The organism is Lichenifustis flavocetrariae (assembly GCF_026130545.1).
GTDB lineage: Bacteria > Pseudomonadota > Alphaproteobacteria > Rhizobiales > Beijerinckiaceae > Lichenihabitans > Lichenihabitans flavocetrariae.
Genome location: NZ_JAMOIM010000001.1, coordinates 616,161 through 642,945, shown reverse-complemented (window position 1 = coordinate 642,945; position 26,785 = coordinate 616,161). Strand labels below are relative to the sequence as shown.

Here is a 26,785-nt window from a genome sequence, read left to right as displayed (position 1 = left end):
GTGTGAGCTACGGGCGCGGGCGATCACCCTCAGAGGCGACGACCCTTTCCTGAAAAGTCAGTGAAAGCTCCAGGCCACCAATGCAAGTTCGCTTACAGGGAAGACACCGGGCGCGTAACGCGGAACACGCCGGGTGTAGGTTGCGGCATGAAGAGCGTCCTGCCGCATCGGAATAGTGTCACGACGCGGTGGAGTGAGTCGAGCCCATGCCAGCGCCACACCGGCCGCCTATCGAGGCCATGTCCGCCCGGTGGCAGCGCAGACACACCGTCCGTCGCACGCATACCCCGCCAGAGTTCAAGCGCTCTCGAGGCCCTTTACACATTACGCATGGTTAACGCAGTCTCCCCACACGGCGGATGGCCCCGCCAGGGAGAGAGCTCGTGAAGAAGGCGGTTTTGGGCGCTGCGGTTGCGGCGGTGATGGCGTGTGGCTTGATGGTGACGACCCAAGCGAACGCAACCAGCTATAGAGCTGAGCTTGATTTTTCTGGAAGTTCGGAGATCAATGAACCTGGATACGATACCTTTGGCCCGCCGTTTGCCTACACGTATTATTTCAACTTCATGGGTGATCCCCTAAATTTTAGCGCAACCAATTCATACGGTGATTCAATCGTTAGGATCGGGTCGAATGTATATCCCCAAGACCAAGCAGGGTTATATTTGTGGTATGGTGAAATCGACGGAAACAAGCAGATCGGCGTTGGTACTTCAAACTACTATGTGGTCGGGGGTAATATAGATTATGAGTCCTATACATATTATAATTATTCCGATGGGCAAGAAGAGACTGGCTACGCGGCGCCTCAGGTATTCTACAGCAACGCTACCCTGACAATTTCTCAAGTCCCGCTGCCGGCCTCCGCCCCGCTCTTCGGATCTGCCCTATTAACCCTTGGCTGCTTGGCCTATGCGCGCCGCCGAGGAAAGGTCGTCACGCCGCAGGCATAATCACCGAGGGCACGTTGCTGTTCGCTGCGAACTGCATCGGGATCTGGTTCGGGCTGTCATAGGCGTTCACGCCACGCACCATGACATCGTAGCTCTGGTTCGATGTGAGGACGTCGGGCAGCACCGCCGTCACATTGCTGCCAGAGCTGGAGACGGCCGGTAGGTTCGACCAAACGATGTTGCCGCTTCCATCGATAGGCCACGCGCCGCCGGTCTGTCGCAAGACATACTGATAGCCCGACGGGTTGAGGGCGCCATCCGGCGAGAGCCTCGCGTTACCGTCCGGCACGAAGGTGAGCCGCATCTGCGTTGCGCTTGCGGCCGCCGCGACAAGCGATGTGATCGGCGTAGGCGGCGGATTGATCGAGGGAGCTCGCGTCGACAAGACCTGCGTCGTGACCAGCGGATAGCCGCTGACCCCGGTCGCCGGATCTGACGTGGGTTCCGTCGCCGGCGCCGCATAGAGCCAGCGATTGTTGTACGCCGAGACGTTGTTCATCTGCGGGTACGGCTTGTTATTGGCGTCGAGCGAGACGCTCGTCAGCTTGCTTGCCAGGGTCGCCGGAACATCCGTCACGAAGTTGTTGTTCGCCGAGATCAGCCCGGTTGAAATGGCCTTGAAGAAGGCGCCCGCCACATAACCGGTGCCGGTCGAACTCGCGCTGGTATCGACAAAGCTTCCGGTCGCCGGATCCTTCAGCACTAAGGCGTTGTAAACCCATGTCTGAGACGCCGTGAGCGTACCACCCGCACTGCTGCTTGCGGCCGATTGAATGGCCATGCTGAAGGTCGGAGCGCCGGCTCGCGCTGCCGTCGTGTATTGCCCGGGGTTGACCACGTTCAAAGTCAGAGCTTTGCCTGTTCCATCCACACTCGCGACCGCGAAAGTCGCTGCCCCAAGGCCACCCGCCACCAGGGTGCCGCCGGTCACGATCAGGATGTCCCCGACGGCAAGATCGTGCGTCGTGTTGGTGGGGATGCTGAACACGAAGGCATAGCTGAACCCGGCCACCGTGTAGAGCTTGTGAGGGGTGATAGCCGGCGGAAGCGACCCCGGCATGAATGCGATCTGGCCTCCGATGCCATTTGCTCCGGTGCCGCCCGGCGCGTATCCGGTGGCGTTGGGCGTGTCCAGGAAAACGGACATAGGGTTGGACCGCGTGAACTTGGCGGATGTCGCGATCAGGGTCGAGATCAAGATCGCGTAGGTGCCGCCCTGAAGCAGGCAATCGGTCGCGGTACAATCCCCGTAGTTTGCCTGCCCGCCGCTTTGCTTGCCGAGTTCGAAATAGATGTCTGCATCTTCACCGCCGACCCTCATCTGAGTGGCCTGCAGGATCGCCAGATAGGGGTTTGTCGACTGACCGTTGATGATGGGGTCGATCAGATCCCCTGCCGTGGCGTAGCGCGGAAGGTTTGCGACGACGCAGCCGTTCCGCATCTTCAGGCTTGGCCGCTGGTTGAAGTAGGTCTGGTTTGGAGCGCCGATCTGCAGAACCTGGATGTTGTCGACATGACTGCCGTCAGCGAGCGTTCCTGAAATGATCGCCGTGTCGTCGATGATCCCCTGATTGATGTCGAGATTGTCTTGAGGCGAGTCGACGACGGCACAGCTCTGCATCCCAAGGAAGTGGCCGGTGCCATCGTCGTCCGGGCCGAAACCACCGGTCGCGGCAACGGTGAGAGCATTCAGCCCGGATTGGCCGTATTTCGCCCCGGGGACGAGGCCATCGAGCGTGCAGCTTACGAAGCCTGCCGAGACACCTGGGGCGATCCCGATCACATGCAGGCCCCGGTCCATGTTCCCGAAGGTCCCTATCCCATTGGGATTTCGAGAGTCGGTTGTTAGCCCGTACGACAGGTTGCAGTTCAATCCAGGCGGCAGCCCGCCGGTGATGTTGTTCGTCGGGACGGTGACGTTGAGCTTGATGTATTTGTGGCCTTGCGAATTCGTCAGGATGTCGAGCAGCGTGACGTTCAGGTTTGTCTGCGTCGTGCTCATGAACGGATTCCAGCTCTGATCCGCATAGGTGCTCGGAGCAGAGGGAATGATCAGCCGGCCATAGATTCCGAACCCGTTGACGGCCGTGCTTGCATGAAGCGCGAGCAAAGCATCGAGGTTGTCGGCATAGAGATGCGACATGTCGGTGTCGCCGTCATCTCCGGTTCGGACATTCAGGATCGTGAAATTGACGCCAGGGAAATTGGCATAGAGCCCGAGCTGCCGGCTGCCGAAATAAGTGTTCGTGAATTTGAACCCATTGTGGTTGAGCTCTGTAATCACGTCCCCGAAATCGTAGCCGTCAAACGTAAATCCTGCCGGGGGCGATTGCAGAGTATGCAGCGTCGTGAATGTATCGACGCCGTTGCCTTTCCCTTGGGTATTTGGGTTGCCATAACCCTGCGCATAGACCTGAAAATAAGCCGCAAGCTCGGGGATGATCTGCTGTGTTCCAGGGGCTTGCGCAGTCCCCTCGCCAGGCGTGCCAGTGACGACCTTCTTGAGCCCGGCGATGCGGCGCGCGTCTGGCACGCCGACGAAGTGGGTGAGCCCAGCCCAGCCGCCGGGGCGCACATAGACGCCTGACACGATCGGAAAATTGGCCTGCGTCAAGGTCAAGGAATGGTAGGCCAGCGTCGTGCTGTTTTGGCTTACCCTTGATGCGAGCGACTGATCCCACACCCGCGCGAGCGTCGCATCAAGCGTCAGCATGATCTGCTGAACGAGCGTCTGGTTGCCGAGGGTCTGAACCCAATTCATGATCCTGGCCGCGCCGGACGTGCGAACGCGAAACCGATGATGATCGGTGAGCATCAGTTCCGCGATGGTGACGCCATTCGCGGTGCTCAACACGCCTGCAAAACCGCTGCTGTCGCCAACTCCGACACCGGCATCCGTCAAGCTATCGGTAAGCGTGCCTGTGCCGCCCTGGTTGATAAGGCTGGTATCGAGAAGAAGCGGTGTGCCGTTCGGACCCGTGCTGAAGGCAGGAAATTGGGCGTGGAAGAACCCATCGCCGTTCGATGTCGGATACTGCGGATAGTTGTAGTGGGCAGGAATCGTCGACGTGAGCGGCGCGGCCCCTGGCTTTTTCGTGCGGATCCACACTCCCATTCCCGCGTCAGCGGGCTGCGGTCCAAAGACAGCGCCCGCCGTGAGTGCGAGTGCGGCCCGTCGGCTGATACCTCGACCGTGAGCAGCGGCTCCAGAATGCTTCCGGCTCTGCATCCAGCGGCGCAGGCGCACGAGCGCGAATCGAAGGGTGTCAAACTTCATGTTTCTGAATCCCGGAAATTGAGGAGGTAGTCGCCGGCGCTGGTCAGTGCTGGGCCTTGGCAAGCGCGGCCTTCAGGTCAGGCAGGCGCATCGGGAACCCGGTTCCGAACCCTCCGCACAGGAGGTTGGCGATCCACACGTAGCCCGACTGGAAAGCCGGCTCCTGGAACACCGCGACGTAGTCCGCCTCGAGCACGATTTTCGAGCCGGGTGGGTTGATCGCCGCGATGAAACGGTGTGCCTGGTCTCCTTCGAGGTAGAAGACCGTCGTGTGATGGTTCGAGGCTAGAACCTGCATCGCTGCACGGCCTTCGGCGAGGCTGTCACAGGTTTCCCGCGGATCGACCGGATATGCCACGCCGTTGAAGGTGCCTGCGATCGCAGGCGGGGCGAACGACGCCAGAAAGCAGGCCGCGACTAGGGATCGGAACATGGTGAGCTCCAAGCAGGAAAAAGCCCGGCACGACGGCCGGGCTGGGTGGAAGGGATTTCAAGTGATCGGGCCTACTATGCCGACGGATAACGACCGCGGTTCAGTTCGTGACGATGACCACGAAACCGCTGCCGCCCGTTCCGCCATTGCCTGCCGTATTGCCGAACAAGGCCGCACCGCCGCCGCCGGCGCCGCTGCCGTTGAAGCCGTTGCCACCGTTGCCCGAGGTGCCGCCAGACGTGGCCGAGGTCGAGCCTCCGCCAGCGCCGCCACACCCAATGCCGTAGGCCTGATCCGCCGTCGCGTTGCCGCCATTGCCAGCGACTGTTGTGCTCGTCGTGCCCGTAGATGGCCCCGCACCGCAACCTTGGCCGCGTTGGCCCGCGCTACCGTTGGCTGCGACTCCCGCTGACGTCAGGCCGCCGCCCGAGCTTCCGCCTGGAGCCGAGAATGAGGACACGGCACCGACCGATGCTGTGGCGAGCGTAGCAGACGTTCCGCCACCGCCACCGCCACACTCGATCGTTTGCGTTGCGGCTGCGCCGCTGCCACCCCCTGCTGTACAGCCGCTTGCGCTTGCGGCATTGCCGGTCAAGCCAACACCGATGAACGAACCGCCTCCGCCCCCGGTTGAAGCCGTGGCCGCTCCAGCGCCTACTCCACCGCCGCCACCACCGTAGGCGATTTTGCTCGCGAAGGAGGTGTTGCCTCCAACGCCGCCTGCTGTACCGTTTCCGCCGCTTGTCGTGGCAGCCGCACCCGGTGTCCCGCCCGCGCCGACGGTCACGGCATAGGTGGCGCTCGGCAGGTCAGCGATGGCGAACGTCTTCGTCAGGCACTCGGCCCCGCCTCCGCCGCCGCCACCCGAACCGGCCGTGCCAGACGGCGGCATGCCTCCGCCACCGCCGCCACCGCCGCCACCGCACTCGAAGAGCGTCACCTGGGTGCCGAACGCAGGCTTGGCCCACGTGCCTGATGCGGTGAAGACTTGGCGATCGATCGACGTCGAGCACGTCGGCACGCCAGCTGGTGAGATCGAAATGACATATTGACCAGCCGAGCAGGCGCCGCCCGTAACCGTCGATACACCGCCATAATATCCGCTCGCAATGGCCGGCGATGCGGCTCCCAGCGCGGCGGCCAGAAGCAAGGAAGAAAGGATTGATCGTTTCATCGTGAGTTGAGCCTTTCAGGCATAAAAAACCCGCCGGAAAAGGCGGGTCGGGTCGTTGGAATGTTGAGTGCCGGCCACGCCTCCCGGAAAAAGAGGCTGCCGGCTGTCGCGGTTACGAGCCACTCACGACTTGGCCACCCCGCCCGATGACGACACGGGGATCTCGTATCTCAGGGCACTAAGCAGAGACGGGGTTCAGGGCAGCCTTGTAAGCCACGGCGCTGTCGCCATGTTGGCTTCTCCATTAGGCAGCCAAGCCGTCACCATCTTCAGCAACAGGACAGCGCGTATGGATCAACAGCAATCACGGAACCACACCACCAACGCTGCCAACGACACAGCAGAGACGAAAGCAGAGCAAGCCAAGTCGGCGCTCGCTGAAGCGGTGGCGAAGCGCACTGAGGAGCGCAAGCTGAACGACAAGCAACAGGGCGGAGGGCCGCATGGCGGTAAGCCGATGTCGACCCTGAAGGTCTCCGCCCAGACACGGGGCAAGCTCTGACACCGTCGAGGATCTGAGGGGAAGGCGGCCGCCCGTAGGCGACCGCCGTTGTCGTGCCGGCCTCCACCATCCCGCATCTTCAGCAATGGGGCGCGGGATGGCTTTCCAGGGCGCGACGGGCCGGCGCCGCGTCTCGACGCCCCGATCTTTGTCAGCGTCGGAGCTTGACCGGCTCCTCGCCCCGTTGTCGGATGATCTTTTCCATGGAAGCACGTGACATAGCGCGGGCTTCTCTGCTGGACCTAACCTTCGCAGCGCGGTTTCGGGCCTCAGCGACCGAGATCGGCGCCTTGATCAGCTCGGATGTCATCTCCGGCAGGCCGGCCTCGAGGCAAGCATCCGCAATCTGAGCTGCACGCTCCTGCTCAACCTGCGCCGATACCTTTGCCATGCCGACGCGCCGGGCTTGAGACAGGATCGAAGCGGGTGCGTGCTTGTACTTGCCGTAGTCGAATCGCGCGAAGGCTGGGTGATCGCTCGGCGCGCCCACGATCGCATCGCAGAAGCCGTAGGCGACAGCGGTCTCGGCGCTCATCCACGTTTCGGATTTCATCATCGCGCGCATTTCAGATGCCGGTCGCTTCGTGCGCGCCGCGTAGCTCGCCGCCATCGTGTCGTTCATGATGTCGAGCTGTTGGGCCATATCGCGATGGGAATCGGCCGGCCCGAGCGTCAAGCCTGAAGCCTCGTGGATCATGAACAACGACCCGAAACCAATGGTGCAGCGCGTGGCGGCACAGGCCGCGATGGTAGCGGCCGAAGCGGCGACACCCTCGATCGTCACGTACACGCCTGGCTTGTGGGCCCGGAACGCTGCAGCAATCGCGGGCCCTTCAGTGGCAATGCCGCCGCCGCTGTTGAGGCGCACCTTGGCCGGTGCGCGAGTGCCGAGGCCGGCGAGCGCCTGGGCGACCTCCTTCGCGGTGAAGAAGTCAGCGAAGCCGCAATCGCCGACGTCGCCGTCAAGATACAATTCGCCCGAAATGGTTGTGACTGGCATGGTCGCCTCACGCGGCTTGCTTGATTTTGCCCGCTGCCGCGCGGATCGGCTCGGCAAGCAGGGCGGAGACGGCGGCCGGGTCGGCAAGCGGCATCAATGAACGATACGGCGTGCCGCTCATATGCGGGTCGGTCAGCTCCTTGTGCGTGGTCACGGCACAGGAGGGCAGCGCCGACGCAACAATATGTCCCGCGATGCGATCGGCGACGTCGCTGGGCGACAGGGGATCCGTGTACTCGCGATCATTGCCTGGTCCGTACCATCTTATCCCCAAGTAGCTGACCCAGCTTCGATCGGGATCCTCCGTGGGAGGCGCGTAAGCTGTGGTCACGTTGGCCTCTCCGATGATCACGGCGAGGTCGGCCTGCGCTTGGCCGATCAGCGCCGCGGCATGCCTCATGCGAGCCACGACGGCGTCGACCGCAGCAGCGGCGGCCTCGAGTTGCAGAGCCTGCGTGGCGCGCGCCTCGGCATCCTGCATCCGGTTCACGTCGGCGCGGAGCTGGGCGACCCTGTCGTCGATCTCGCGAAGGGCGTCGCGAGCCGCACCCTCGGCATCGGTGGCCTCGCGCACCATCCGATCCGCTTCGGCAAGAGCCGCGGCGTCCGGTTCGTCATGGTCGACCAGGAGCTTGCGGCGGGCAGTCGTGGCCTTGGCGAGCGCGTCCACGGCGTAGTCGCGGCGCGCCTCCAGCGCGGCGCCGCGTTTGGTCAGCGTGACGATCTCGGCTTTCGCAATGTCGAGAGGCGTTTGCTTGGTCGGCTTGGGCATAGTTCGGTCTCTGGTTGGAGGTTTCGAGAGATCAGTCGCGCACCCGGATCGCAGGCGCGGACATTTCGGTCATGGTCGCGTGGATCATGCGGCGGATTTCTTGGTCGAGCGCGGTCTGGTCGCATCCCAGCTTCGCAGCCATTTCGGCCACGTGGCGATCGGGCATGCGCTCGATTTCCCGGCGCATATTGATGAAGCTCTTCGCGATGTGAGCCCTTACGGCGTCGAGCGGCACCAGCTTCCGGCGGCGTTCGGCAAGACGAAGATCGCGCTCTCGAGCTTTCAAAATCGTCTCAGCCAGCCGCGCGGCCGGATAGTCGATCGGACCGTCCGGCACGATGCCTTCGGACTGGAGGACGGCAGCGATCAGCGCGACGGCTTCTCGTGCGTCATCTGGAGTGGTCACCGGTTTCGGCTGGTCACTGGTCACCTGAGTGACCACCTGGTGACCAGCTGTTGCGTGCTTTTTTGGCCGGATCAACGCGGGATCGGTCTGCGCTTTGATCGCCGCTCTGACGGCCTCGATGTCGAAGCTGCGGTCGGGGTTTCGGGGCACTTTTCGCTCAACAGCTAGGCGCGAGAGGTAGCTGTGTCCGATGTTCAGTGCCCGGGCCGTGGCCCGGAGGCCGGTCGTCATTTTCGTCAACTGGTCACCCGGTTTTTCGACCTCAGAACTAGATGCATCCCGGGAGCCCTATACCCGCAGGGCACCGAAGGCGGGTAAGGACCCGTAGTGGTTGCATTTTCTTTGCTCGAACTGAGGGTGTTGTCTTCCCGCCCCGTAGCGACTCCCTGGCTGGCATCGAGCAATCAGCGTCGCTGCGCCGACCACGGGGCAAGAAGGTCATCAGCGACCGAGTTTCGAGACGCCCTTGCTATGTGTGCGTCAGCTGTAAGCGCGAACTGAGCCTATTCCTCTGTGGAGGACAGACCGCGAGGCGGCGTTATGGGTGCGCCGACTGGTATGCTGGCGCCGAACAGGATTGCTCGCATGCCACTGACACACATCGACGAGCCGGGGGAAGTCGACGCATTTGGTGTGAGGTTCACAATGGAAGAGCGCGGGCACCGCGTCCGATGTCATGTGTTCCGGTCCGCAATAACCGCGACCGCGGATCGCCGAGCTGCGAGCGATGCGGACCTGCTTGAAATGTTTCAGGCATGCCGAGGCGTCCTCGAGCGCCACGCCAGCAGCCTCTACGATGCGGGCCACCGGAACCCCTGGATCGAGGCGATCGTCATTCGGACATGAGTGGCGCTGTCATGCAGCGCTTTGCCCGGCGCTTGCCGCGCGGTCGGCAAGCCATCGCGCCAAGTCGCCTCGGCGGGCGTAGAACTTCTTTCCTGCCGGATGCAAATGAAAGACGGGGAGCACACCGCGATCAAGCAGATAGCGGGTCTGGTTGTGAGACATCTGCAGCGTTGCGGCAATCGCGCGCGTGCCGCCAACAAGATCGTTTGCCGCATCAGTCATGGCCGAAATCTCGGGTTGAACGCATAGCCGCATAGCTTCGCCGATGCGCTCAGATGGCGCGTCCCCGAGCGACGATATTGCTCATTGGAGACCCGGAGCCGCGTTGAAGGCGATTGCCTGCTTGTATCTTCGCGACTTACCGTCAGCCGAGAGGCCGTTTGGAACAAAATACACATCTTCACGCAGTATTGCAAGTCTCTTCACAAAAAATCACGCGGCGATTACTTTGTCGTGTGACAACATTATAAGTGGTCGACATCTAGACCCTCAAAAGATGCTTGATGTCGGTGTCCACCATCGTCGACTGTCCGAACATCGAAACAGAGACTTTCGCCCGGTCGGCGCCAATCAGTTCTTCTAAAAGTGCATCCAGCTCCGCAAACGGACCCGTGCCGATCCGAACAGCCGCGCCGGGTGTCATCCACGACGCAGCTTTCGCAACCAGCCGCCGACCGCGGCGCGTGGTCGCATCGAATTCGCCATCTGCCTCGCGGGACTTGAGCCTTTCCACCGCTAGATCAGGGATACGGAGAGGGCCCGCACCGGTGCCGATGAATGACTGAATGCCGGCGATGCGCGCCTGCAGCGTGCCGAAAACACCGAACGGCGTTTCCACAGCCGGGAGCTGGACGAACAGATAGCGCGGGAGCAACGGAGCCGTCACGACCACAGCAACATACGCCGATTGTGTGCGCCGGGTTGTCCTGACGCGCGAGCGGTTCGGTCGCTTCGACATGCATTTTGTCCGCGGCATGAAACTGACGTAGCCAACGCGTTGAATATAATCCTCAACGCGGGTGAGCGATCGTGGCGCGATAAGGAGCGCAAACCACGCACTTTCCGACGGGCCGGTCATCGAACGAGCCCCAGGCTCAGCCGCCGCTTCGCCTCCATCACGAGAGCCGGCGGCCGCTTCAGGCTAAGGACCGGGCGCTTGCCAGAAGACAGAGCCGCCATTGCTGGCTTGATCACATTCTTAAGTTCGACCTTGAAATCCGACAAAGTCATTGGATTCCTCAATGCTGGGGGTGGGTTGATCGGCGCTGCACAACTTCGCCAGGGTTCGGCAGCGCAAGGTTGCGCGCTGTCGCCGTTGAGCCAGCCAGTGCGAAAACAGAGAAGGGGGGATGGTGGATTTGGGGGATCACTTTTGGACGCCCCTATAAAACTTGCAGATCTGTCTGCGACTTTCCGTACGTCGAATGAAACAATCCCCCTAAATCCCCTAATCCCCCCTTTTCTCCACCTGACGAGGGAATCGGAGCTGTGGAACAGAGCCGCCACGCCGACGATCCTTGGGAAATACCAACCTGCTCGAGCCAAACGCCGTCCGTGATCGCGTTCGCGCTCTGGCCCAGCCAGCGGCCAAGGCGGCGCGTGTCGATCGAACCTGCCTGCCCGGCGACGCTCAGCAGCGCTTCACGGCATTCCGGATGTAGGAAGCCGCTCGGCCCTCGCGCCGCAGCACGTTCGATCAGTTTCGCTGTCGTAATGCGATCCATCCCGATGATGTCGCGCCAATTTGCCAACACGGCAGCACGTTCCCGACGACGTGGATCTTCCGCGCGTACGACCTCCATAGTGTCGACGGGATCCGCGCACCCGAGCCAGATCAGCGCGTCCCTGACAGACCGAGACCACGTCTCAAACGATCCGAGTGGATCGGCTTGCGCCGGTCGTCCGGCGTGGTTGAACGCGAGGAGGATCGTCAACGCAGCGGCGACGAGCTCCGGGCGTTCCTGTTTCGCCCTTTTCACCGGATCAAAATCGAACTTTCGCAGCTCGGGGCGTTCAACACGCGCGTCAAGTTTGCTGACTAACACGCGTCGAGTTAGATCGGCCGCCACAAGCAGATTGTTTCCCGTCACAGCGAGGAATGCATTTGTGGGAACCGCCACCGCCCTTGAAGTGCCAAGCGGGCGTACCTGAACCTCCGTCTGCGTGAGCAGCATTGCCAAGAAGATCCCTTCGATTGGCGCGGTGCAGTTGTCGATTGCTAGGAAGCTTGCCCCTTGCAGCAGCATGCCGCCGAGTCGCTTTTCGAGCTCTTCCTCGTTTCCGGCTTGCGCGATAACTCCGGCCTCGCGCCCCGTAGCGACGACGCTGTAGGTGTCAGTGAGCTTCGACTTGCCCGTTCCGGGTGTCGGCGATGAAGCTCCGAATATTGGCGCTGTCGAGAGGGCCTGCCGGACGCATGCTGTAACGACGGCCACCAGCACCACGCTTCGGTCCGCCTCGGTCACGAAGGGGAAGCCTTCGTAGAGTAGTTTGATCCGATCGAGAGCGACTAGCGCCGCTTGGCGTGATGGGCGCTGTTCAATTGTCGGAAATGCCACGCCGGCCGGATCAAAGAAGAGGCCGGTGCTCTCGTCGTAACCAGGTTGTGAGAGTAGCGACCCATCATGGCGCAGCGTTGGCGCGCTGATCACGCTGCGAAGCTGCGGCAGGCGGCAGCGTGCCGCCCGCTCCATCATTGTCCGCACAATTTTCGTTGGCGGATCGACGACCTTGAAATCCTCGATGCGGCCGTCGAAAGTCATGAAGGTTGCGGCCTCGGCCAGCCGCTCGCCAAGAGCGTACTCGCCGAGCGGCAGAATCCTTCGTGCGCTAACCTCCCGCCTGTGCGCTGTAAGCATTGGAACCTCGCCGAGGCACACAATCTGGTCGGCCCGCTGGAACACTCCACCCAGTGCGATTAGCGCATCCTCTGCAGCGTCCACCGCCTCCCGGATCGCACCGTTCACGACCTTTATCTCAGGTGCACCTCTGTTGCGACCGAACCCCACCTCAGCCGGCTCGACACCAAGCTGAGCGCAGAGCCAGTGGGCGGCTCCAAGCGGTGTTTTCTCCTCTGGAACGTCCGAATGCTCAATCACGAGATCGATGGACGTGCGTTTCCCCTGCTTCGGATCTCCCATGTCGGCGACGCCGAAATCAACGATCCCTCCTGGCGTGATGCTGAGATCTTCCTCGAGGTCGCGATCGAGATCGTTCGAAGAAACGCGATAGATGCCGCTGCTGCTGACGAAGCGGGCCACGACGGGGAATAAGTTCGGCACCCACGCGGGCAAGTTGGCCAGCGCGGCGTCGTTCACATTGCGGAAGAAATCACTTCCTGGCCGCTTCGCCTTTTTCGGAGATGGTGCCTGCTTGATCTTTTCCGCTTCAACCGCGCTCCGCATTGTCTCGACGCGGCGGCGCAAGTCGTCGATCGTGCGAGGGGCCGGGGCAATCTTGTCGGGGGTGCCGGTCACATGCCGCCCCGTCACGGTCAGATACCGCCCGGTGCCGTAGATCTCGACCCCCGCGGGGTCGAACTTCAGAGCCGACGCGACCTTCCCTTCCGCGAACAGGCGAATGCCACAGCCCGACGGACTGACCTCGCCATAGGTTTCACCAAGAGCGATGATCTCGGCCGCCCAAGGCGCAACAACACCAGTGGCCGGATCTCGGCAGTCATCCAGGTCGATGCCGGTCAATCCGTCATCTTTGGACAGCGCGAACCCGATTCCTGCCAAACCCATTCGGGCCGCCGTCGCGGCCGCCACCGCGTAAGTATCCCAATTGTCTGGATCGGTACCGCTGACCGGAGTTCCGGTCCGAGCGCTATGGGGCGGTTTATCCCATTTGTCCTTTTCGGACCGGTATACGTAGGTCCAGGTCAGCCATTGTTTGCATTTTTGGAGGCGTTCTGCGGCGGCGCTCGGCCGCAGACCGTTGAACTTCTCGATCTGAGGGCGCGGAGCATGACCGTGATCGCTCATGGGCGCCCCCCAACGGTCCAGGGGATCGCGAATCGCTTCACCCTGACGCCGGGTCGTCGGTGCTCAGGACACCGGCGGTTCGCACGACAATTCCGATAGGGCCAACCCGCCACGGAGACGAGGAACGGCGTTCCGCACCGGGCGCAGAGAGACACGTAGAGGTCCAGCCGGCTCTCGATGCCGACCAAGGTCATGTGGGAGTGCGCACCGACATGCCAGTACGGCTGCCCGCCGACGGTTCGGTCCGGCTCCCGGTCGGCGTAGAAAATGCCTTGATTTTTACGGCGATTTCGTGCGGAACTGATGCTGCCACTGCATTCAGATCCCGACCCGGTCGCCCGCCCAGGCGCCGGGTCGTGTTTTTTCCGCATCAGGCCGCTTCGACTTTCGAGGTAAGGTCGATGATCACGCCCGCGGGCCACCCATATTTCCGCCCGCCGATCTGTTGCGGTTTCGGCACGCGCCCGTTGCGGTACAGCCTGCGAAAATGAGCCACGCTGAAGCCAAGCATCTCGGCTGATTGCTTGGTATTCAACATTCGATGCCGGTCGAGGAATGTCGGCAGGGCCGTTTGATATCTCATGATTACCTCCGTCCTATGAAGGCAAACCTGAGATCAGTTGGCGCGCGTGTCTCCGGGAAAAGTCGGGAAAGTCGGGAAAGTCATTCTGCCAAGGCTTGGCTCGCAAACCGCTCGACATCACGCCTGTCAGGAGCTTTCCCGCGTTTTTCGAACCATCCGTGGAGGACCAACGTGAGGTCCGCTACCGATAAAGGGTGATTGTCGAGCATATATTTTGCGGCGAACCCCGCGGCGGCCGGCCAATCATATACGGCCGGGCGGCCCATCTTCTTGAGGCCAGGATCTCGGTCAACCGGCATGAATGCCGACCTCGCTCCCGGATTGTCTTTCATGAGCCGCTTCACGTCCGCTGCTTGGACCAACACCGAATAGAAGCCGTCGGGGGCCTGCGGAATCGAATTTTCTAAAAACAGAACGGCCCATTGATGAGGTAGGATGGCCACTGGGTCAGGATCCTCCAATCGCTGACCGTAAGCGCGAATGTCTCCAGTCCTCAAGCCTTCGTGCAACACGCTTTCGGCTTCGGCAGGTGGACACGCTGCCGTGCTTAGATCGGCGGCCCCCCATGTCAGCGTTCCTGCTTCGCAGTAGGCCGCCCATTCCGTGTTCGCAAGGTGGATGTTGCGCCACACGATCCAGATCAGCGCCGCGGCAAGCGGCCACTCATACGCCTGCTCTTTCTGTTTTCGCATCTCAAAAACAGATTTTGTTTCTGGAAAAAGGGCGGGGACATCCTCAGACATCGGACGCCTCCACCAGCTTGGCGACGCGGGCACCCCAGAGATCCAGGGCGGCCCGCTTCTCGGCCGCGTAAGCAGCCCGGTTATAAACCCCCGCCACTCCGGCCCGATGGCCTGAGATGTGGTTCAGAACGGCCTCAATGACATGCGGCAGCACGCCAAGATCCGCCATGCGCGTTGCAACTGTGCGTCGTATGTCATGGAGGCGCCAGGGGGCCAGCTTGGTTTTGGTGCCGTGGCGCTGTTTCAGTGCGGCTAAAATGCGCGCGTCGAGCTCGGCCTTGGGCTTGCCGTAGCCAGAGAAGCCGCCTTGCCCGATGCCGAACACAAGATCCCTGCCCTCACGATGCGGCAACCCACCGATAATGGACAATGCTGCAGGGCTGAGCGGAACCTCATGCGGGAGTCGGTTCTTTGTCCGTTCTTTGCCGATCCGCCACAGGCTGGCGCCGACCTCATGCCACAGCAGGCCACCGACCTCCTCGCGACGCTGCCCTGTGAGGATCAGAAGCCGGACGATGCTGACAAAGTCGGTGCCCGGCACGAGCTGCCAAACTAGAGCAAGCTCTTCGTCGCTCAGCACTCGATCGCGTGTCTTTTCCTCGGCCGGTTTGTGGGTGCCAAAAACGGGGTTTGTCTCGGAAAGGCCCTCACCAACAGCCCACCCGTAGAGCGCGGAGAGTGCGGCACGGGCCCGGTTTGCCGCAAAGGGTCCATTCTCCACCGCGATCTCTGCCAGTCGGCTCGCAACATGACTCCGTTTGACCGAGCCAACCGCTACACCCCTCAATGGCGCCCAGTGCTTTTCGAGATGCCGCGTCACCTCGAGCAAGGTTCTCGGCTTGAGCCGGACCGCTGCTCGCGTCGCTAGGTAGCGATCGGCGACCACCCCGAGCGTGACGGAGGCTTGAACGCGCGCCTCCCGCTTCTCGGACTGCGGATCGGTGCCCAATGCGACCTTGCCAAGCGCGGCCCTCGCTCGCTTTTTGGCCTCGTCGAAGTCAACGGTCTCGGGCGTGCCAAGCGTGATGCGCCGTTGCTTGGTGCCAAGGCGGTACTGAGCAACCCAAGTGCGCTTGCCTCCTGCCCTTATGCGCATGCCGAATCCCGGCGTCGCATCATCAAAGACAATGACCTCGCTCTTTCCCTGAGGAAGGCTGAGGCTGGCTAAATTCGACCGCGTGAACCGCATGTGGCTGCCTGGGAAGCATAAGATTGGGAAGCACATGGGAAGCAACATTGCGCTTCCCAAAGCTTACGCTTGATCCCAATAATCTGCGTGTCCGTCGCAAAACGCAAGCAGGATCAGCATTTGAGTTGCTTCCCGATCACCTCTGCTCACTTAGAAACCATGACTTCGAATCTGGGTGTCGGGAGTTCGAATCTCTCCGGGCGCGCCATTCCCGGTCAAAACTGGGCACCACAGGCCCAAAAAAATCGGGCTTGCCTGTGACGCCTTTTAGAAGGGCGTCGTTTTGACCGCTGATCGTGATTTCAGTCCGGCCAACGATCACCTCGTCCACGAACAGGTGAAGCCATTGTCGTCGGAAAGCGGGGTCTGCGTGGCGCAAGCGCTGTCGCATCTGCGTTGAGAAGGTCGCGATCTGCGCATCCGAGATGGCGACCGGCCCGGATCGAAGCCGGTCTTGCAAGGCCGGGATGGAGGCGGACAATTCGGCGCGTTGGCGGTTCAGGAGACCGATCTGCTCGCGCGTGAGGGGATCATCGATTCGGATCAGATCGGGTGCGTCGGCGATCGCGGCGAACATGTTGCGAAGACCGCTTTCCGCCCTCTTCAGCGCCTCGCGCTGGCGCTGCAGTTCGGTCTCGGTTGATTGCCGATCCTTGTCTCTGCGCTCGAAAAGCTTCGCCAACAGCGCCTTCACGCGGTGGGGCGCCAACACGCGCCTCTCGACTTCGCTCAGCACGAGTTCGTCGACCTGCTCCATGCGAAGCTCCGGCGCCGTGCAGGCGAACACCGACTTCGTGGCCCGGTTGGCGCAGACCAGATATCGGTACTGCCCGCTCTTCCCCGTGCGAAGCATCATGCCGGCCCGTTCGCCCTGCTCCGTGGTGCAGCAATCGCACTTGGCCAAGCCCGTCAGCAACGTCGGTCCGTTGACGACCCGTGGCGCCGTCCGGGTCGGACGGCGGGCTTCGAGCCGGCGTTGGACCGTGGCGAGAAAAAGTGTCGGATCCAAACAGAGCGTGCGTCAAGACCAGGCTGCCACGATCAACAACAATGTTGGATCATGCCACGATACTGAGTGTCGAGAAGGTCACGCCCAATCCTACGACGATGGCGCTGCAAGACAGAGACAGCGCCTTGGCGGCCTTCGTCGACAAAGCGCAGGCCATCGAGCCCGCAGCAGGCTTTAATCCTTTTTGAAAAGATGGCGATGCTTTGCGTAATGCGCACGCCGGATCTCGTCCTCGGAGGTCGGGCGAGCCACTTCCTTGAGCTCGGCGTCAGCTGTCAGCTCGGGAGCGAGCCTCAAGCGCTGCATTTGGTCGGCCGGCCTTCGAAGCGACGGAAAGTTATCGCTCCGAGGGTGCCGCGTCTCCTCCCGGTTAGTCTTGCGCGCGTCCTGTGCTTCGATCTGTCCGACGATCGACGTCAGGCGCGAGGCGGTCAGCGGCTCGCCGTCGGCTTGGGTTATCTTCTGTTCGGCAAGCGCCTCTGCGATCGCCGCCCATGTCACGCCGGAGGCGCGCAGTTCCCGAATGGTTGGAAGCATGAGACGGATCGCCCGGGTTGCGCCCGTTGTTTCCCGACCGACGATCAAGGCCGGGCGTTTGGCCTGCGCCTTCTTGGCGTCGCGCATCAGGCGCTTGGGATCAATGGTCATGGCACGATGATGGTTCAGGAGCTATGCACTGCGCCTTGCCTGCGAGTGCCAGACATACCATAGCTTTGCCATCGTTTGCCAGTGCAAGTGCCACTAAAAGGCCACTAAGGATCTACCCCCACACCCCATGCACTGAAGTGCGGATCGGTTCACTACAGGCCGACGTGGGGCTGTCTCGTTGTGGGCCGTCGTGGCATCAAAGACGACGTGAAGGCCGCGCAACGCGCAACGCCCATGGCCACAACCACGCTCACCCTCACCCTCACCCTCGACGACGCACTCGCAAGCCGTCTCACGACCGCCGCCCAAGCACAAGGCGTCATGCCCGAGACGCTCGCGGTGGCCTGCCTCGAACAGCACCTCGATGCCGCGCTCCGACACATGGTCCTGCTGCAGCGCCAAGAGATCGTCGACCGCCAGATTGGCGAGATGGCCGCCTTCATCGAAGAGGCGAGCTCGGGTGGCGGCCTGGATCCGTCGACCTGTTCCGCATCTGCCGGTATCCGCGCGACGAGCCGTGACGGCCTCGCTTCACCGTCTCGGTAGCGGCGGGGGCGCAGGCGCCTATTACACCAATCGCCGTAGTTCCTTTGAATAGGATCGCTGCCGCATCCTTGGTCGTCACGGCATCGGGCAGTCTGATCAGGCGCTCAGCCGGATACAGGCGCCCGTCCGCATAGCCGCCGAGCGGCCCCAGCGCGTATGCGACGCGGTCGCCAACGGCAACGTCGGTGACGCCTGCTCCGACCGCAGCGACGGTGCCCGCGCCTTCCAAGCCTAGCCCGCCCGGCAAAGGGATCGGCGCCGCGCCCTTGCGCTGCGTCACGTCGAGATAGTTGACACCGATCGCCTCCTGATCGAGCCAGACCTGCCCTGGCCCGGGTGCGTCGCGATCGACTGTTCGAACCTGCAAAACCTCAGGCCCACCGGTGTGGTCGAGCCATATCTGAGTGGTCATACGATAAATCCTCGCTTTTGATGGTGCCTCAACCCGCAGCGGAATTGCCGCATGGGGTTAGGAACTGGTTTCTTTGACTCGATCGATCCGGCAGCCGCACCCGGGAGTATCCGTCCCCAGTGCGCCGGACCGTCACAGATTCGGATGAAGGTTACGGGCCGGGCTGACGCCTTCGAGAAGCGAAGCGACATGCAGGATCGTCGACTCAGTCTGCCAGCTACCGACGATCTGCACGTTTATCGGCAGGCCTTCCTTGCTCGTGCCGAAGCGCATCGAGATCCCAGGCAGCCCGGTCACGTTGAGCGGCACGGTTGCGCCCTGGAGGTAGGTGGCGTCCACCGTTTGCCCGTCGATGACGAACTCGTCGACGCCGTGCTTGTGCGCGGGGATCGGCAGGACGTGCGTGATGAGCGCGTCGAAGCCGCGGAAATATTCCGCATAGCCGTCGCGGAGCCGCTCGGCGGCCTGCTCGGCGTCGATGAAGTCTGCCATCGAGGTGTCGGGCAGCGACAGCATGGTCTTGGTCATCTTGTACATCTGGTTTTCGTGACCGGCCGTCGCATCGCGGAAGGCGACCTTCATCTCCATGACGTGGAGCCGGTTGAACACGTTCAGCGCGAAGTCGCGCTCTAGCGCTGGAATGCCGACCTGCTCGACATGGATGCCGGTATCCTTCAACGCCTCCGCTGCCGCCTTGACCGTCGCGACCACTTCGGGATCGACCGGGCCGAAGCCCGGTCCGACCATCCAGCCAACGCGCAGCGGGCGATATGGCTGGCGACCGATACCGGCGTCGAACTGCACGGTGCTGGACGCATAAGCGTCGTGGCCATCGGGGCCAAGGAGCTGGGCGAAAGCGAGCGCGATGTCGCGCACGGACCGGGCCATGGGGCCGACATGCCAGAAGCGACGCGGTGCTCGGGGCCAGATCCCGGTCATCGGCACACGGCCGTGCGTCGCCTTCATCGAAGTGATGCCGGTTTGTGCAGCCGGGCCGCGAACGGAGATTGCAAGATCGGTGCCCAAGCCGACGGGGGACATGCCGGCTGCGATTGCCGCTGATTCGCCACCGCTCGAACCGCCCGGCGTGCGGGCCACATCCCACGGATTGTTCGAACGGCCGGAGAGCAGGTTGTCGCTCTCGATCCAGTAGGAGAACTCGGGCAGGTTGGTCTTGCCGAGCAGGATACCGCCAGCATTCTTCATGCGCGCCACACTGGTCGCGTCAGCCCCGGGGAGCCGGCCCTTGAAGATCGGCGAGCCGCGTTGGGTCAAGACGCCGGCGGTGTCGATCGAGTCCTTCACCGTGAAAGGGACGCCGTGCAGGGGACCGATCTCATCGCCCGCCAGCACCGCGGCTTCCGCTGCCTTAGCTGCTGCGAGTGCTCCATCGGCGACTGTGACAATCGCGTTGATTGTCGGGTTCACGACTTCGATCCGATCGAGGTGCGCCTGAACCACTTCAACCGGAGATACCGCCTTCGTGCGGATCAGCTCGGCGAGCTTCGTTGCATCGGAAAAAATTATGTCATAGCTCATAAAATCTCCTACCTAACGTTCGTTAGGATGAAAGATCTAGGCCTTCCCTTTGTTTCCGTCAATGGCTAACTAACGGTCGTTAGGATAACTGCGGGAGCAGGAACGATGGCGGCGACGAGCGCGAAGGAAATGATCCTCTCCGAGGCCCGGCAGATTGCACAGGCTCACGGCTATAACGGCATGAACTTCCGTGAGCTAGCGGACCGGGTGGGTATCAAGCCGGCGAGTATCTACCATCATTTCGCGAGCAAGGCGGATCTTGGGGCCGCTGTCGCTAAGCGCTACTGGGAGGATGCCGTGGCCAATCTGGACGCGATCAACGCCGAGGAGGATGATGCCGAGGCATCGCTTCGGCGGTACCCGGAGGTATTTCGCCGCTCGCTGGAAAGCGATAACCGGCTGTGCCTCGGCAGTTTCATGTCAGCGGAACATGACGATCTGCCCGAATCGGTCATGAAGGAGGTGCAGATGTTCACCGACGTCAACGTCGCGTGGCTCAGCCGTATGCTCGTCTTGGCAGGGATCGTCGGTTCGGACGATGCGGCTGAGACGAGGGCGCGTGCGATTTTCGCCTCAATCGCCGGCGCACAATTGATGGCCAGAAGCCGTTCTGACATCACGCTGTTCGATACGCTCGTCGGCGCATACCGCGGGACTGGATTGCTGCCGTTATAAGCGCTGCTCGTTCCGCTTTCCCAGAAACGAACAGCAGTCGGGAACACGAGCGGCGACGCTCGCCATGCACTCCTGCCAGACCATCCTTTCCCGAAACCTGTTCCCGATTGTATTTTCCCGACACTGTCGATCGAAAATGGAGAACTGGGAATGAGGTCAGTGGCTCGAACGGCCAGTCTCGGGATGTCGTCGATCAGGCGTTGGCGCAGCGGGCTGATCGGGGGCGGCGGGAATGAAAATGTCCATCGGAGGTTCCTCGGGTGAAAGGAACCTCAATGCTCAGCCCGCGCCCGAGCGCGCCCAAACAGCGCTTGCCGGACGACCTCTCACCTCAAACCTCGCCACGAGCGCCATCCCCCGCAGCGGGTTCGTTCTTCCGCCAACATCCGGCGAAGAGCAGCCAGCCTGCAGTGCGCCCATTTTAGTCGTACGCTCCAAGAATGGTGCTCCTCAGAAGCGGACATTTGCAGGAGGAATGTCGAGGGGGTCGCTCAATGCCTTGCAAAGGCTAAACCCGAGCTCAGGCTTGGTTCGATCCGCTGATGATGAGCCGGCGCCTGCCGCCTTCAAGGTGATACGCTAGTGCGCGACTTGCGGCATCGCCGTCGCCGTCCTCAAATGCGCGCAAGATGGTCCCATGCTCCTGCGCCACTTCGACGGCCCGCGCCTCGCCACCTGAGCGATGGAGGTAAAGCCGAGCCTGATGCAGGATGGCGTTCATGCCGGAATATGCCTGGATCACGACCTCGTTACCACCGCTGCGCACGATCGCCTGATGGAAGCGGATGTCGGCGTCCACGAAACGACGATACTGCTTGTAGCGCGTACCGAGCTTGTGGGTGGCAGCCATCTGGCGGACCATAGCGCGCATCTCGGAGAGGATGGATGGGTCCTTGCGCGGTGCGCCGACAAGCGCGCTATGGCTTTCAAGCATGAGCCGGAAATCAATGAGGTCGAGCAGGTAGCGTGGCGTCGGCTCGGGCGCGACCGTATAGCCGCTGTAAAGTTCCGAGGCGACCAGTCGTTCGGCCTCAAGCCGGGCCAAAGCTTCCCGTAGCGGCGAGGAACTGACGCCGAGATCCCGCGTCAAGGCATCGATGTTGAGGCGTGTGCCCGGCGCGAGCACCTGGTCAAGGATGCGCTCTTTCAGCAACTCGTAGGTTTGCTCGGTCAACGTCGTTCGAACGAGCGGAGGTGCCTTCGGCCGAGCGTCTAGCTGACGCGCGCTCCTCGGCCGCGGAGCGGAGCTGGCGCTCATGGCGTGCCGGTGCCGGCCGCCAGCACCTGCCTGTGATCGAAGAAGCCCTTCCGGACGCGTGTGAATGTCGCAGAGGCGATCAGTCCGAATTGGGCGTAAGGATCGTCGGCCAGAAAGGCCTCAGCCGCAGCACGCGTCTCAAGCTCGACCAGATAAAAGCTGCCCGACCCCACCAGGCCATCGTCTTCCAACTTCGCGCCGGCGGCCAACACCAACGAAGCATTGCTGGTCAGATAGGCGAGATGCTGCGGCCGCACCTGCGCGCGTTCGGCGGCTTTCGCAAGGTCCATGGTTGTGTCGATGAGATAAGGCATGACGGCTCCAGCCCGATCCGCATGGTTTCGCACAGCAACTATCTCAATGCAATGAACAAGGATCGTGCACGATGCACCATGCGCGATCTTTGTTGACATGCCGGGGAGTTTGCCTGAGCTTCGGGCGCATAGTGGGGATCAACCCGCTGCGGCTGCATACATGCAAGCCAATAGGGAGAAGACGGGCGTGGCACAGATACAACCGTCGACGCTGTCTAAGATGAAGTGGCGACTGCTGCCCTTCCTGCTCGCGTCCTACCTCGTGGCTTACCTCGACCGGGTAAACGTCGGTGTCGCGGCCCTGCAAATGAACCAGGACCTTGCGCTGTCGCCGACTGCCTATGCGGTCGGCAGCGGCATCTTCTTCCTCGGCTATTTCGTCTTCGAGTTACCGAGCAATTGGCTGCTGGAACGTGTCGGGGCGCGTGTCTGGATTGCCCGCATCATGATCACCTGGGGTCTACTGGCCTGCGCAACAGCCCTGACCTGGAACGCCGCAAGCTTTTCCGTCGTGCGCTTTCTGCTCGGTTTCGCGGAAGCCGGCTTTCTGCCCGGCATTGTGTTCTATCTCGGACGCTGGTTTCCAGCGCGCGAACGGGCGCTTGTGATGTCAACCTTCTTCCTCGGGGTGCCACTCTCGTTCGTGCTGGGCGCGCCGCTTTCGGGCGCGCTGCTCAATCTTGGTGGCATTTTCGGTATTGCAGGATGGAAATGGCTGTTCATCCTGGAAGGCGCTCCAGCGATCGTGCTCGGAATCCTTTGCCTGTTCGTTCTGAGCGACCGGCCGTCCGAGGCCGCGTGGCTTGATGCCGACGAGCGCACGGCCCTTGCAAGCGTACTGAGCGCGGAGGAGAAGGCGCGTGCCGGTGCGGCCTCGACGTCGTTCTTCGCAGCCCTCAGGGAACCGGGAGTGTGGGCCTTCGGACTGGCCTATATGGGGGTCAACATGGGGATCTACGGTATCGGGCTCTGGCTACCGCAAATCATCAAGCAGGTTGGGTTCACGGACTTCGTCACGACTCTCCTCTCGGCTTTGCCTTACGTGGTGGCCGCGGTCGTCATGGTGCTCTGGGCACGGCACTCCGATCAGACTGGCGAGCGCCGTTGGCATGCGGTGCTGCCCTGCATCGCCTGCTCGGTCGGGCTCGGCGGCAGCGCCGTGCTCGGCAACCCGCTGCTTGCCTATGCGGCCCTGACGCTCGCGGCCGTGGGGATCATGACCTCCATGGCGAATTTTTGGGCCTTGCCCACCGGGGCGCTTGCGGGATCAGCGGCTGCGGGCGGCATCGCGCTTGTCAACTCGGTCGGCAATCTCGGCGGGTTTGGTGGATCGTACCTCGTGGGCTACCTGCGTCAATCGAGCCACGGTTTTCAGTCAAGCCTCCTGTTCCTTTCCGTGTGCCCGCTGATCGCTGCGGCAATCCTCTACGTCATGGCCGGCTGGCGACGTGGCGCCGGATCACCAGCCGCAGCCCCGACACCCGTGGGCGAGCCCGTTTGACCAGCGCGGTCGGGACCACGCCGCACCTCACCTCATAGGATGCCGATAATGGTTACGACACGCAGCCCGTTCGATCTTCGCAAGGCCATCGAGGGCGGCCTCCTCTCGTTTCCGCTGACGGATTTCGACGCCACGACGGAGGCGTTCGACGCGCGTGCCTACCGGGCGCGCCTCAATTGGCTGGGTAGATATGGAGCCGCAGGCCTTTTTCCGGCTGGGGGCGCCGGCGAATATTTCTCGCTAGCCGACGACGAATACCGCGCCGTCATCGGCGAAACAGTCGCGTGGTCGGACGGGCGCGTGCCGGTGATCGCGGCCGCCGGCATGGGGACCCGGGCCGCCGTCGCGCACGCGAAAGCCGCCGAACAGCTCGGCGCCGATGGTCTGCTGCTCCTGCCGCCGTATATGACGGAAGCCTCGCAGGCCGGACTCGCCGAGCACGTGGCAACGGTGTGCGACGCCGTCGGCATCGGGGTGATCGTGTACAATCGGGGCAATTGCCGGCTCGCACCCGCCACGGTGGCGCAACTGGCCGCGCGCTGCGCCAACATGATCGGCATCAAAGACGGGCTCGGCACAGTAGAGTGGCTGCTCGGCATGCGCAGCCTGGTCGGCGATCGGCTGATCTTCATCAACGGCATGCCGACGGCCGAGGTCTATGCGCAGGCATACCGGGCCATGGGCGCCCCCACCTACTCGTCGGCGATCTTCAACTTCATCCCGCGGACCGCAAAGGCCTACCATGCGGCCGTCATGACGGGCGATCAGCAGACCTGCGACGCCATCTTCACGCGCTTCTTCATGCCATATCTCGAGCTCCGCAACCGGCAGCCCGGCTACGCGGTCAGCATCGTGAAAGCAGGGGTGGATATCATTAACCGTAGCGCCGGTCCCGTGCGCTCGCCCTTGTCAGGCCTGACGTTAGAGGAACGCGCCATGCTGGCTCGGCTGATCGAAGCCGAGGGGCCGCAAGGCGCGGACGACCTGCCGGTCGCCGGCCGCCACGAAGGAGCACGCGCATGAGCGAGGGCGTGACGATCTACACCTGCGCCAGCAGCGCGACCGCGACGGCCGCGTGCGCCGGCCAGGTGATCGTGTCGGGTTCCTATGGGGGCGAGTACAACGCCTTTCACGCTGCAAAATGGGGCATTCGCGGCGTGGTGCTCAACGATGCCGGTGTCGGCAAGAACGAGGCCGGCATCAAGGGATTGCCGTACCTCGACCGCATCGGCCTGCCGGCCGCGACCGCCGATGCTGCGACCTGCCACATCGCCGATGCCGAGCACATGCTCGACTACGGCATCATCAGCCACGTGAACGCGGCGGCGCGAAAACTCGGTTGCGAGGTCGGCCAGACGGTGCGGACCTGTGCAGAGCGTATGACGACAGCCCCGGTCGTGAGGACGCCGCCGCCCGAAATCGGCGGCGGCAAGCGTCATCTCGTGCGTGACGAGCCGGGCGCGCCCCGGGTGATCTGCCTCGATGCCGCGCCGCTCCTCGAGCCGGCGGATGCGGGGCAGATCGTCGTCACGGGATCGCATGCGGCCATGTTCAGAGGGCGCCCCGATGGGGTGGTCGGCCCCGACGTGCGCGCGATCTTTTTCAGCGACGCCGGCGTCGGGCTCGATGGGGCCGGCATTGCTCGACTTGCGGATCTGGACAAACGCAACATGCCAGCCGCCACGGCCTCGGCCGCGAGTGCGCCGATCGGCGATGCGCGCGCTATCTATCGAGACGGCATCATCTCGCACGCCAACGCGGCCGCGACGCGGCTCGGCGCTCGTCCGGGGCTTCCGGTGCACGACTTTGTCGAACAACTGCTAGACCAGGCGCGAGGTGAACGGCCATGAGCGAGCCTGTCGTTGCCATCGTTTCGCCAGGCGCCATGGGCGCGGCGATTGGGGCCCGCCTGCACCGACATGGCGTGCGAGTGGTCACACCCGCTGGGCGCAGCGAGGCGAGCGTGGCCCGCGCGAAAGCGGCCGGGTTCGAGTTCGTGGACGAGAGCACGCTAGGCGAGGCGGACTTTGTGTTCTCCATCGTGTCGCCAAGCATCGCGGCCTCGGTCGCGGAGCGGCTGGCCGCCACGGTCGGCCACGGGTCGCGGCAGCCGGTGTTCATCGACTGGAATGCCGTTAGCCCGCAGACGGCTGCGCGTACCGCCGCGGTGATCGGGGTGGCCGGTGGGCGTTTCGCGGATGGCGGCATCATCGGTTTGCCGCCCGGTCCGGAAGGGCCTGGGCCTTTGTTGTTCGCGAGTGGAAACCACGCGGCCGAACTTAACCGGCTTGCCGACCGGGGAGTGCGGTTCCGGGTGCTGGAGGGTCCGGTTGGTAAGGCATCCGGGCTCAAGATGAGCTATGCGGGCATCACCAAGGGCACGATCGCGCTCGGCACCGCGATGCTGCTCGCAGCCCACCGCTCCGGCTGTGGACCCGAACTCGCGGCAGAGCTGGCAGCCAGCCAGGCGCAAATGTTCGCTGGCTTCCAGCGCTCGGTCCCGGACATGTTCGGCAAGGCCGAGCGCTGGGTGCCGGAACTTCACGAGATCGCGGCCTTCGTGGGAGAGCGCCGGCCTGAACACGGCATCTACGACGCCATGGCGCAGTTCTATGCCAGCATCGCGGCCGACGTGAACGGCGATGGCGAACTCTCTGCGATTCTCACCGAGATTCTGAAGCCACACTGACGGATGTGGCTCGCCCCTGCGGGTTGCCGATTGAGGACAGACGGCGTTCATCCATATCGTACGTGCCCGCTTTCCCCTGCGAAACGAGTTGAATCGCGCCGCAGACGCAAGACGGATCGTCACCCATCGCTAGCGCCACCTCTCATCCGCCCCTGCATGGCACCTTCTCCCGCAAGGGAAGAAGGCGAAGGCGTTGTGCGAGGAGTGCATCCGGTTAGCCCAGGAGCCGCATGTCGCTACGGCATCCGGTCTCCCGTATCCGGCTGCGCGCCTCCTTCTCCTGCGAGAGAAGGAAGCAGGGCGACCGACCTTACTGGAAGACGCTGAAGA

General features: G+C 62.8%; 28 protein-coding genes. 10 read left to right on the top strand and 18 right to left on the bottom strand.

Features of this window, described 5'->3' with window-relative positions:
* Positions 1–383 precede the first annotated feature (383 nt).
* On the top strand, positions 384–953 hold the full coding sequence (locus M8523_RS02985; protein WP_282583317.1) for a VPLPA-CTERM sorting domain-containing protein: 570 nt from the start codon (positions 384–386) through the stop codon (positions 951–953).
* Here the strand turns inward: M8523_RS02985 and M8523_RS02980 are convergent.
* From M8523_RS02980 to M8523_RS02970, 3 genes are all read right to left on the bottom strand, one after another.
* Positions 937–4,230 carry a hypothetical protein gene (locus M8523_RS02980; RefSeq protein WP_282583316.1) on the bottom strand — a complete coding sequence of 1,098 codons (3,294 nt, stop codon included), beginning with the start codon at positions 4,228–4,230 and terminating at the stop codon, positions 937–939. The two genes, M8523_RS02985 and M8523_RS02980, sit on opposite strands and share 17 nt — an antisense overlap.
* A 43-nt stretch (positions 4,231–4,273) precedes the next feature.
* Positions 4,274–4,663: a hypothetical protein gene (locus M8523_RS02975; RefSeq protein WP_282583315.1), complete on the bottom strand. Its 390-nt coding sequence runs from the start codon at positions 4,661–4,663 to the stop codon at positions 4,274–4,276.
* A gap of 100 nt (positions 4,664–4,763) precedes the next feature.
* Positions 4,764–5,837: a glycine-rich domain-containing protein gene (locus M8523_RS02970; protein ID WP_282583314.1), complete on the bottom strand. Its 1,074-nt coding sequence runs from the start codon at positions 5,835–5,837 to the stop codon at positions 4,764–4,766.
* 130 nt (positions 5,838–5,967) lie between these two features.
* Here M8523_RS02970 and M8523_RS02965 point away from each other — a divergent pair, with 130 nt between their 5' ends.
* Entirely contained in the window at positions 5,968–6,339 is a 372-nt protein-coding gene (locus M8523_RS02965) for a hypothetical protein (protein WP_282583313.1), read from the top strand.
* A gap of 151 nt (positions 6,340–6,490) precedes the next feature.
* Here the strand turns inward: M8523_RS02965 and M8523_RS02960 are convergent, their stop codons facing one another.
* Genes M8523_RS02960 through M8523_RS02950 form a run of 3 tightly spaced genes read right to left on the bottom strand, consistent with a single transcriptional unit; the run spans position 6,491 to position 8,748 of the window.
* Complete coding sequence (locus tag M8523_RS02960) at positions 6,491–7,339, bottom strand: head maturation protease, ClpP-related (protein ID WP_282583312.1); 849 nt, start codon at positions 7,337–7,339, stop codon at positions 6,491–6,493.
* 7 nt (positions 7,340–7,346) lie between these two features.
* Positions 7,347–8,111, bottom strand: coding sequence for a hypothetical protein (locus M8523_RS02955; RefSeq protein ID WP_282583311.1), 765 nt, complete (start codon positions 8,109–8,111; stop codon positions 7,347–7,349).
* A gap of 31 nt (positions 8,112–8,142) precedes the next feature.
* Positions 8,143–8,748 (bottom strand): hypothetical protein, encoded by a 606-nt coding sequence (locus M8523_RS02950; protein WP_282583310.1) that lies wholly within the window; start codon positions 8,746–8,748, stop codon positions 8,143–8,145.
* A 354-nt stretch (positions 8,749–9,102) separates the two neighbouring features.
* On the opposite strand from M8523_RS02950, the gene M8523_RS02945 reads away from it, so the two are divergent.
* Positions 9,103–9,363: a DUF1488 family protein gene (locus M8523_RS02945; RefSeq protein WP_282583309.1), complete on the top strand. Its 261-nt coding sequence runs from the start codon at positions 9,103–9,105 to the stop codon at positions 9,361–9,363.
* A gap of 9 nt (positions 9,364–9,372) precedes the next feature.
* Here the strand turns inward: M8523_RS02945 and M8523_RS02940 are convergent, their stop codons facing one another.
* The 7 genes from M8523_RS02940 to M8523_RS02910 form a co-directional block, all read right to left on the bottom strand.
* On the bottom strand, positions 9,373–9,585 hold the full coding sequence (locus M8523_RS02940; protein WP_282583308.1) for a hypothetical protein: 213 nt from the start codon (positions 9,583–9,585) through the stop codon (positions 9,373–9,375).
* A gap of 259 nt (positions 9,586–9,844) precedes the next feature.
* Positions 9,845–10,441, bottom strand: coding sequence for a transcription termination/antitermination protein NusG (gene nusG / locus M8523_RS02935; RefSeq protein ID WP_282583307.1), 597 nt, complete (start codon positions 10,439–10,441; stop codon positions 9,845–9,847).
* Positions 10,442–10,745: 304 nt separating this feature from the next.
* Positions 10,746–13,349 carry a hypothetical protein gene (locus M8523_RS02930; RefSeq protein WP_282583306.1) on the bottom strand — a complete coding sequence of 868 codons (2,604 nt, stop codon included), beginning with the start codon at positions 13,347–13,349 and terminating at the stop codon, positions 10,746–10,748.
* A gap of 370 nt (positions 13,350–13,719) precedes the next feature.
* Positions 13,720–13,932 (bottom strand): helix-turn-helix transcriptional regulator, encoded by a 213-nt coding sequence (locus M8523_RS02925; RefSeq protein ID WP_282583305.1) that lies wholly within the window; start codon positions 13,930–13,932, stop codon positions 13,720–13,722.
* A gap of 80 nt (positions 13,933–14,012) precedes the next feature.
* Entirely contained in the window at positions 14,013–14,675 is a 663-nt protein-coding gene (locus tag M8523_RS02920; RefSeq protein WP_282583304.1) for a hypothetical protein, read from the bottom strand.
* On the bottom strand, positions 14,668–15,864 hold the full coding sequence (locus tag M8523_RS02915) for a tyrosine-type recombinase/integrase (RefSeq protein ID WP_282583303.1): 1,197 nt from the start codon (positions 15,862–15,864) through the stop codon (positions 14,668–14,670). Before M8523_RS02915 ends, M8523_RS02920 begins: the two co-directional genes overlap by 8 nt.
* A 136-nt stretch (positions 15,865–16,000) precedes the next feature.
* On the bottom strand, positions 16,001–16,873 hold the full coding sequence (locus M8523_RS02910; RefSeq protein WP_282583302.1) for a recombinase zinc ribbon domain-containing protein: 873 nt from the start codon (positions 16,871–16,873) through the stop codon (positions 16,001–16,003).
* A 41-nt stretch (positions 16,874–16,914) separates the two neighbouring features.
* Here M8523_RS02910 and M8523_RS02905 point away from each other — a divergent pair, with 41 nt between their 5' ends.
* Positions 16,915–17,061 carry a hypothetical protein gene (locus M8523_RS02905; protein WP_282583301.1) on the top strand — a complete coding sequence of 49 codons (147 nt, stop codon included), beginning with the start codon at positions 16,915–16,917 and terminating at the stop codon, positions 17,059–17,061.
* Here the strand turns inward: M8523_RS02905 and M8523_RS02900 are convergent.
* Complete coding sequence (locus M8523_RS02900; protein WP_282583300.1) at positions 17,048–17,497, bottom strand: hypothetical protein; 450 nt, start codon at positions 17,495–17,497, stop codon at positions 17,048–17,050. The genes M8523_RS02905 and M8523_RS02900 overlap by 14 nt on opposite strands.
* Positions 17,498–17,755: 258 nt before the next feature.
* Here M8523_RS02900 and M8523_RS02895 point away from each other — a divergent pair, with 258 nt between their 5' ends.
* Entirely contained in the window at positions 17,756–18,067 is a 312-nt protein-coding gene (locus tag M8523_RS02895; RefSeq protein ID WP_282583431.1) for a hypothetical protein, read from the top strand.
* Here M8523_RS02895 and M8523_RS02890 read toward each other — a convergent pair.
* Both M8523_RS02890 and M8523_RS02885 read right to left on the bottom strand, forming a co-directional pair.
* Positions 17,961–18,479: an alcohol dehydrogenase catalytic domain-containing protein gene (locus tag M8523_RS02890; protein ID WP_282583299.1), complete on the bottom strand. Its 519-nt coding sequence runs from the start codon at positions 18,477–18,479 to the stop codon at positions 17,961–17,963. The two genes, M8523_RS02895 and M8523_RS02890, sit on opposite strands and share 107 nt — an antisense overlap.
* Before the next feature lie 132 nt (positions 18,480–18,611).
* Positions 18,612–20,018, bottom strand: coding sequence for an amidase (locus M8523_RS02885; protein WP_282583298.1), 1,407 nt, complete (start codon positions 20,016–20,018; stop codon positions 18,612–18,614).
* A gap of 105 nt (positions 20,019–20,123) precedes the next feature.
* Here M8523_RS02885 and M8523_RS02880 point away from each other — a divergent pair, with 105 nt between their 5' ends.
* Positions 20,124–20,693 carry a TetR/AcrR family transcriptional regulator gene (locus M8523_RS02880; RefSeq protein WP_282583297.1) on the top strand — a complete coding sequence of 190 codons (570 nt, stop codon included), beginning with the start codon at positions 20,124–20,126 and terminating at the stop codon, positions 20,691–20,693.
* A 520-nt stretch (positions 20,694–21,213) separates the two neighbouring features.
* Here the strand turns inward: M8523_RS02880 and M8523_RS02875 are convergent.
* Positions 21,214–21,867, bottom strand: a complete 654-nt coding sequence (locus M8523_RS02875) for a GntR family transcriptional regulator (protein WP_282583296.1) — start codon at positions 21,865–21,867, stop codon at positions 21,214–21,216.
* Between the two features lie 80 nt (positions 21,868–21,947).
* On the bottom strand, positions 21,948–22,265 hold the full coding sequence (locus tag M8523_RS02870; protein ID WP_282583295.1) for a YciI family protein: 318 nt from the start codon (positions 22,263–22,265) through the stop codon (positions 21,948–21,950).
* Between the two features lie 187 nt (positions 22,266–22,452).
* Between M8523_RS02870 and M8523_RS02865 the strand changes: the two genes are divergently transcribed.
* From M8523_RS02865 to M8523_RS02850, 4 genes are read left to right on the top strand one after another with little or no spacing between them, the layout of a single operon-like run.
* Entirely contained in the window at positions 22,453–23,766 is a 1,314-nt protein-coding gene (locus tag M8523_RS02865; RefSeq protein WP_282583294.1) for an MFS transporter, read from the top strand.
* Positions 23,767–23,814: 48 nt separating this feature from the next.
* Positions 23,815–24,789 carry a 5-dehydro-4-deoxyglucarate dehydratase gene (locus M8523_RS02860; protein ID WP_282583293.1) on the top strand — a complete coding sequence of 325 codons (975 nt, stop codon included), beginning with the start codon at positions 23,815–23,817 and terminating at the stop codon, positions 24,787–24,789.
* Positions 24,786–25,616, top strand: coding sequence for a hypothetical protein (locus M8523_RS02855; protein ID WP_282583292.1), 831 nt, complete (start codon positions 24,786–24,788; stop codon positions 25,614–25,616). Before M8523_RS02860 ends, M8523_RS02855 begins: the two co-directional genes overlap by 4 nt.
* A complete protein-coding gene (locus M8523_RS02850) occupies positions 25,613–26,455 on the top strand; it encodes a DUF1932 domain-containing protein (RefSeq protein WP_282583291.1) in 843 nt (280 codons plus the stop codon). Before M8523_RS02855 ends, M8523_RS02850 begins: the two co-directional genes overlap by 4 nt.
* The last annotated feature ends 330 nt before the right edge of the window (positions 26,456–26,785 follow it).

Bases quoted from the DNA above. Each gene is read 5' to 3' on its own strand.
- M8523_RS02980 (WP_282583316.1), bottom strand. From the start codon at position 4,230: ATGAAGTTTGACACCCTTCGATTCGCGCTCGTGCGCCTGCGCCGCTGG.
- M8523_RS02975 (WP_282583315.1), bottom strand. From the start codon at position 4,663: ATGTTCCGATCCCTAGTCGCGGCCTGCTTTCTGGCGTCGTTCGCCCCG.
- M8523_RS02970 (WP_282583314.1), bottom strand. From the start codon at position 5,837: ATGAAACGATCAATCCTTTCTTCCTTGCTTCTGGCCGCCGCGCTGGGA.
- M8523_RS02960 (WP_282583312.1), bottom strand. From the start codon at position 7,339: ATGCCAGTCACAACCATTTCGGGCGAATTGTATCTTGACGGCGACGTC.
- M8523_RS02955 (WP_282583311.1), bottom strand. From the start codon at position 8,111: ATGCCCAAGCCGACCAAGCAAACGCCTCTCGACATTGCGAAAGCCGAG.
- M8523_RS02950 (WP_282583310.1), bottom strand. From the start codon at position 8,748: ATGACGACCGGCCTCCGGGCCACGGCCCGGGCACTGAACATCGGACAC.
- M8523_RS02945 (WP_282583309.1), top strand. From the start codon at position 9,103: ATGCCACTGACACACATCGACGAGCCGGGGGAAGTCGACGCATTTGGT.
- M8523_RS02940 (WP_282583308.1), bottom strand. From the start codon at position 9,585: ATGACTGATGCGGCAAACGATCTTGTTGGCGGCACGCGCGCGATTGCC.
- nusG (WP_282583307.1), bottom strand. From the start codon at position 10,441: ATGACCGGCCCGTCGGAAAGTGCGTGGTTTGCGCTCCTTATCGCGCCA.
- M8523_RS02930 (WP_282583306.1), bottom strand. From the start codon at position 13,349: ATGAGCGATCACGGTCATGCTCCGCGCCCTCAGATCGAGAAGTTCAAC.
- M8523_RS02925 (WP_282583305.1), bottom strand. From the start codon at position 13,932: ATGAGATATCAAACGGCCCTGCCGACATTCCTCGACCGGCATCGAATG.
- M8523_RS02920 (WP_282583304.1), bottom strand. From the start codon at position 14,675: ATGTCTGAGGATGTCCCCGCCCTTTTTCCAGAAACAAAATCTGTTTTT.
- M8523_RS02915 (WP_282583303.1), bottom strand. From the start codon at position 15,864: ATGCGGTTCACGCGGTCGAATTTAGCCAGCCTCAGCCTTCCTCAGGGA.
- M8523_RS02905 (WP_282583301.1), top strand. From the start codon at position 16,915: ATGTTGGATCATGCCACGATACTGAGTGTCGAGAAGGTCACGCCCAAT.
- M8523_RS02900 (WP_282583300.1), bottom strand. From the start codon at position 17,497: ATGCGCGACGCCAAGAAGGCGCAGGCCAAACGCCCGGCCTTGATCGTC.
- M8523_RS02895 (WP_282583431.1), top strand. From the start codon at position 17,756: ATGGCCACAACCACGCTCACCCTCACCCTCACCCTCGACGACGCACTC.
- M8523_RS02890 (WP_282583299.1), bottom strand. From the start codon at position 18,479: ATGACCACTCAGATATGGCTCGACCACACCGGTGGGCCTGAGGTTTTG.
- M8523_RS02885 (WP_282583298.1), bottom strand. From the start codon at position 20,018: ATGAGCTATGACATAATTTTTTCCGATGCAACGAAGCTCGCCGAGCTG.
- M8523_RS02880 (WP_282583297.1), top strand. From the start codon at position 20,124: ATGGCGGCGACGAGCGCGAAGGAAATGATCCTCTCCGAGGCCCGGCAG.
- M8523_RS02870 (WP_282583295.1), bottom strand. From the start codon at position 22,265: ATGCCTTATCTCATCGACACAACCATGGACCTTGCGAAAGCCGCCGAA.
- M8523_RS02860 (WP_282583293.1), top strand. From the start codon at position 23,815: ATGGTTACGACACGCAGCCCGTTCGATCTTCGCAAGGCCATCGAGGGC.
- M8523_RS02855 (WP_282583292.1), top strand. From the start codon at position 24,786: ATGAGCGAGGGCGTGACGATCTACACCTGCGCCAGCAGCGCGACCGCG.
- M8523_RS02850 (WP_282583291.1), top strand. From the start codon at position 25,613: ATGAGCGAGCCTGTCGTTGCCATCGTTTCGCCAGGCGCCATGGGCGCG.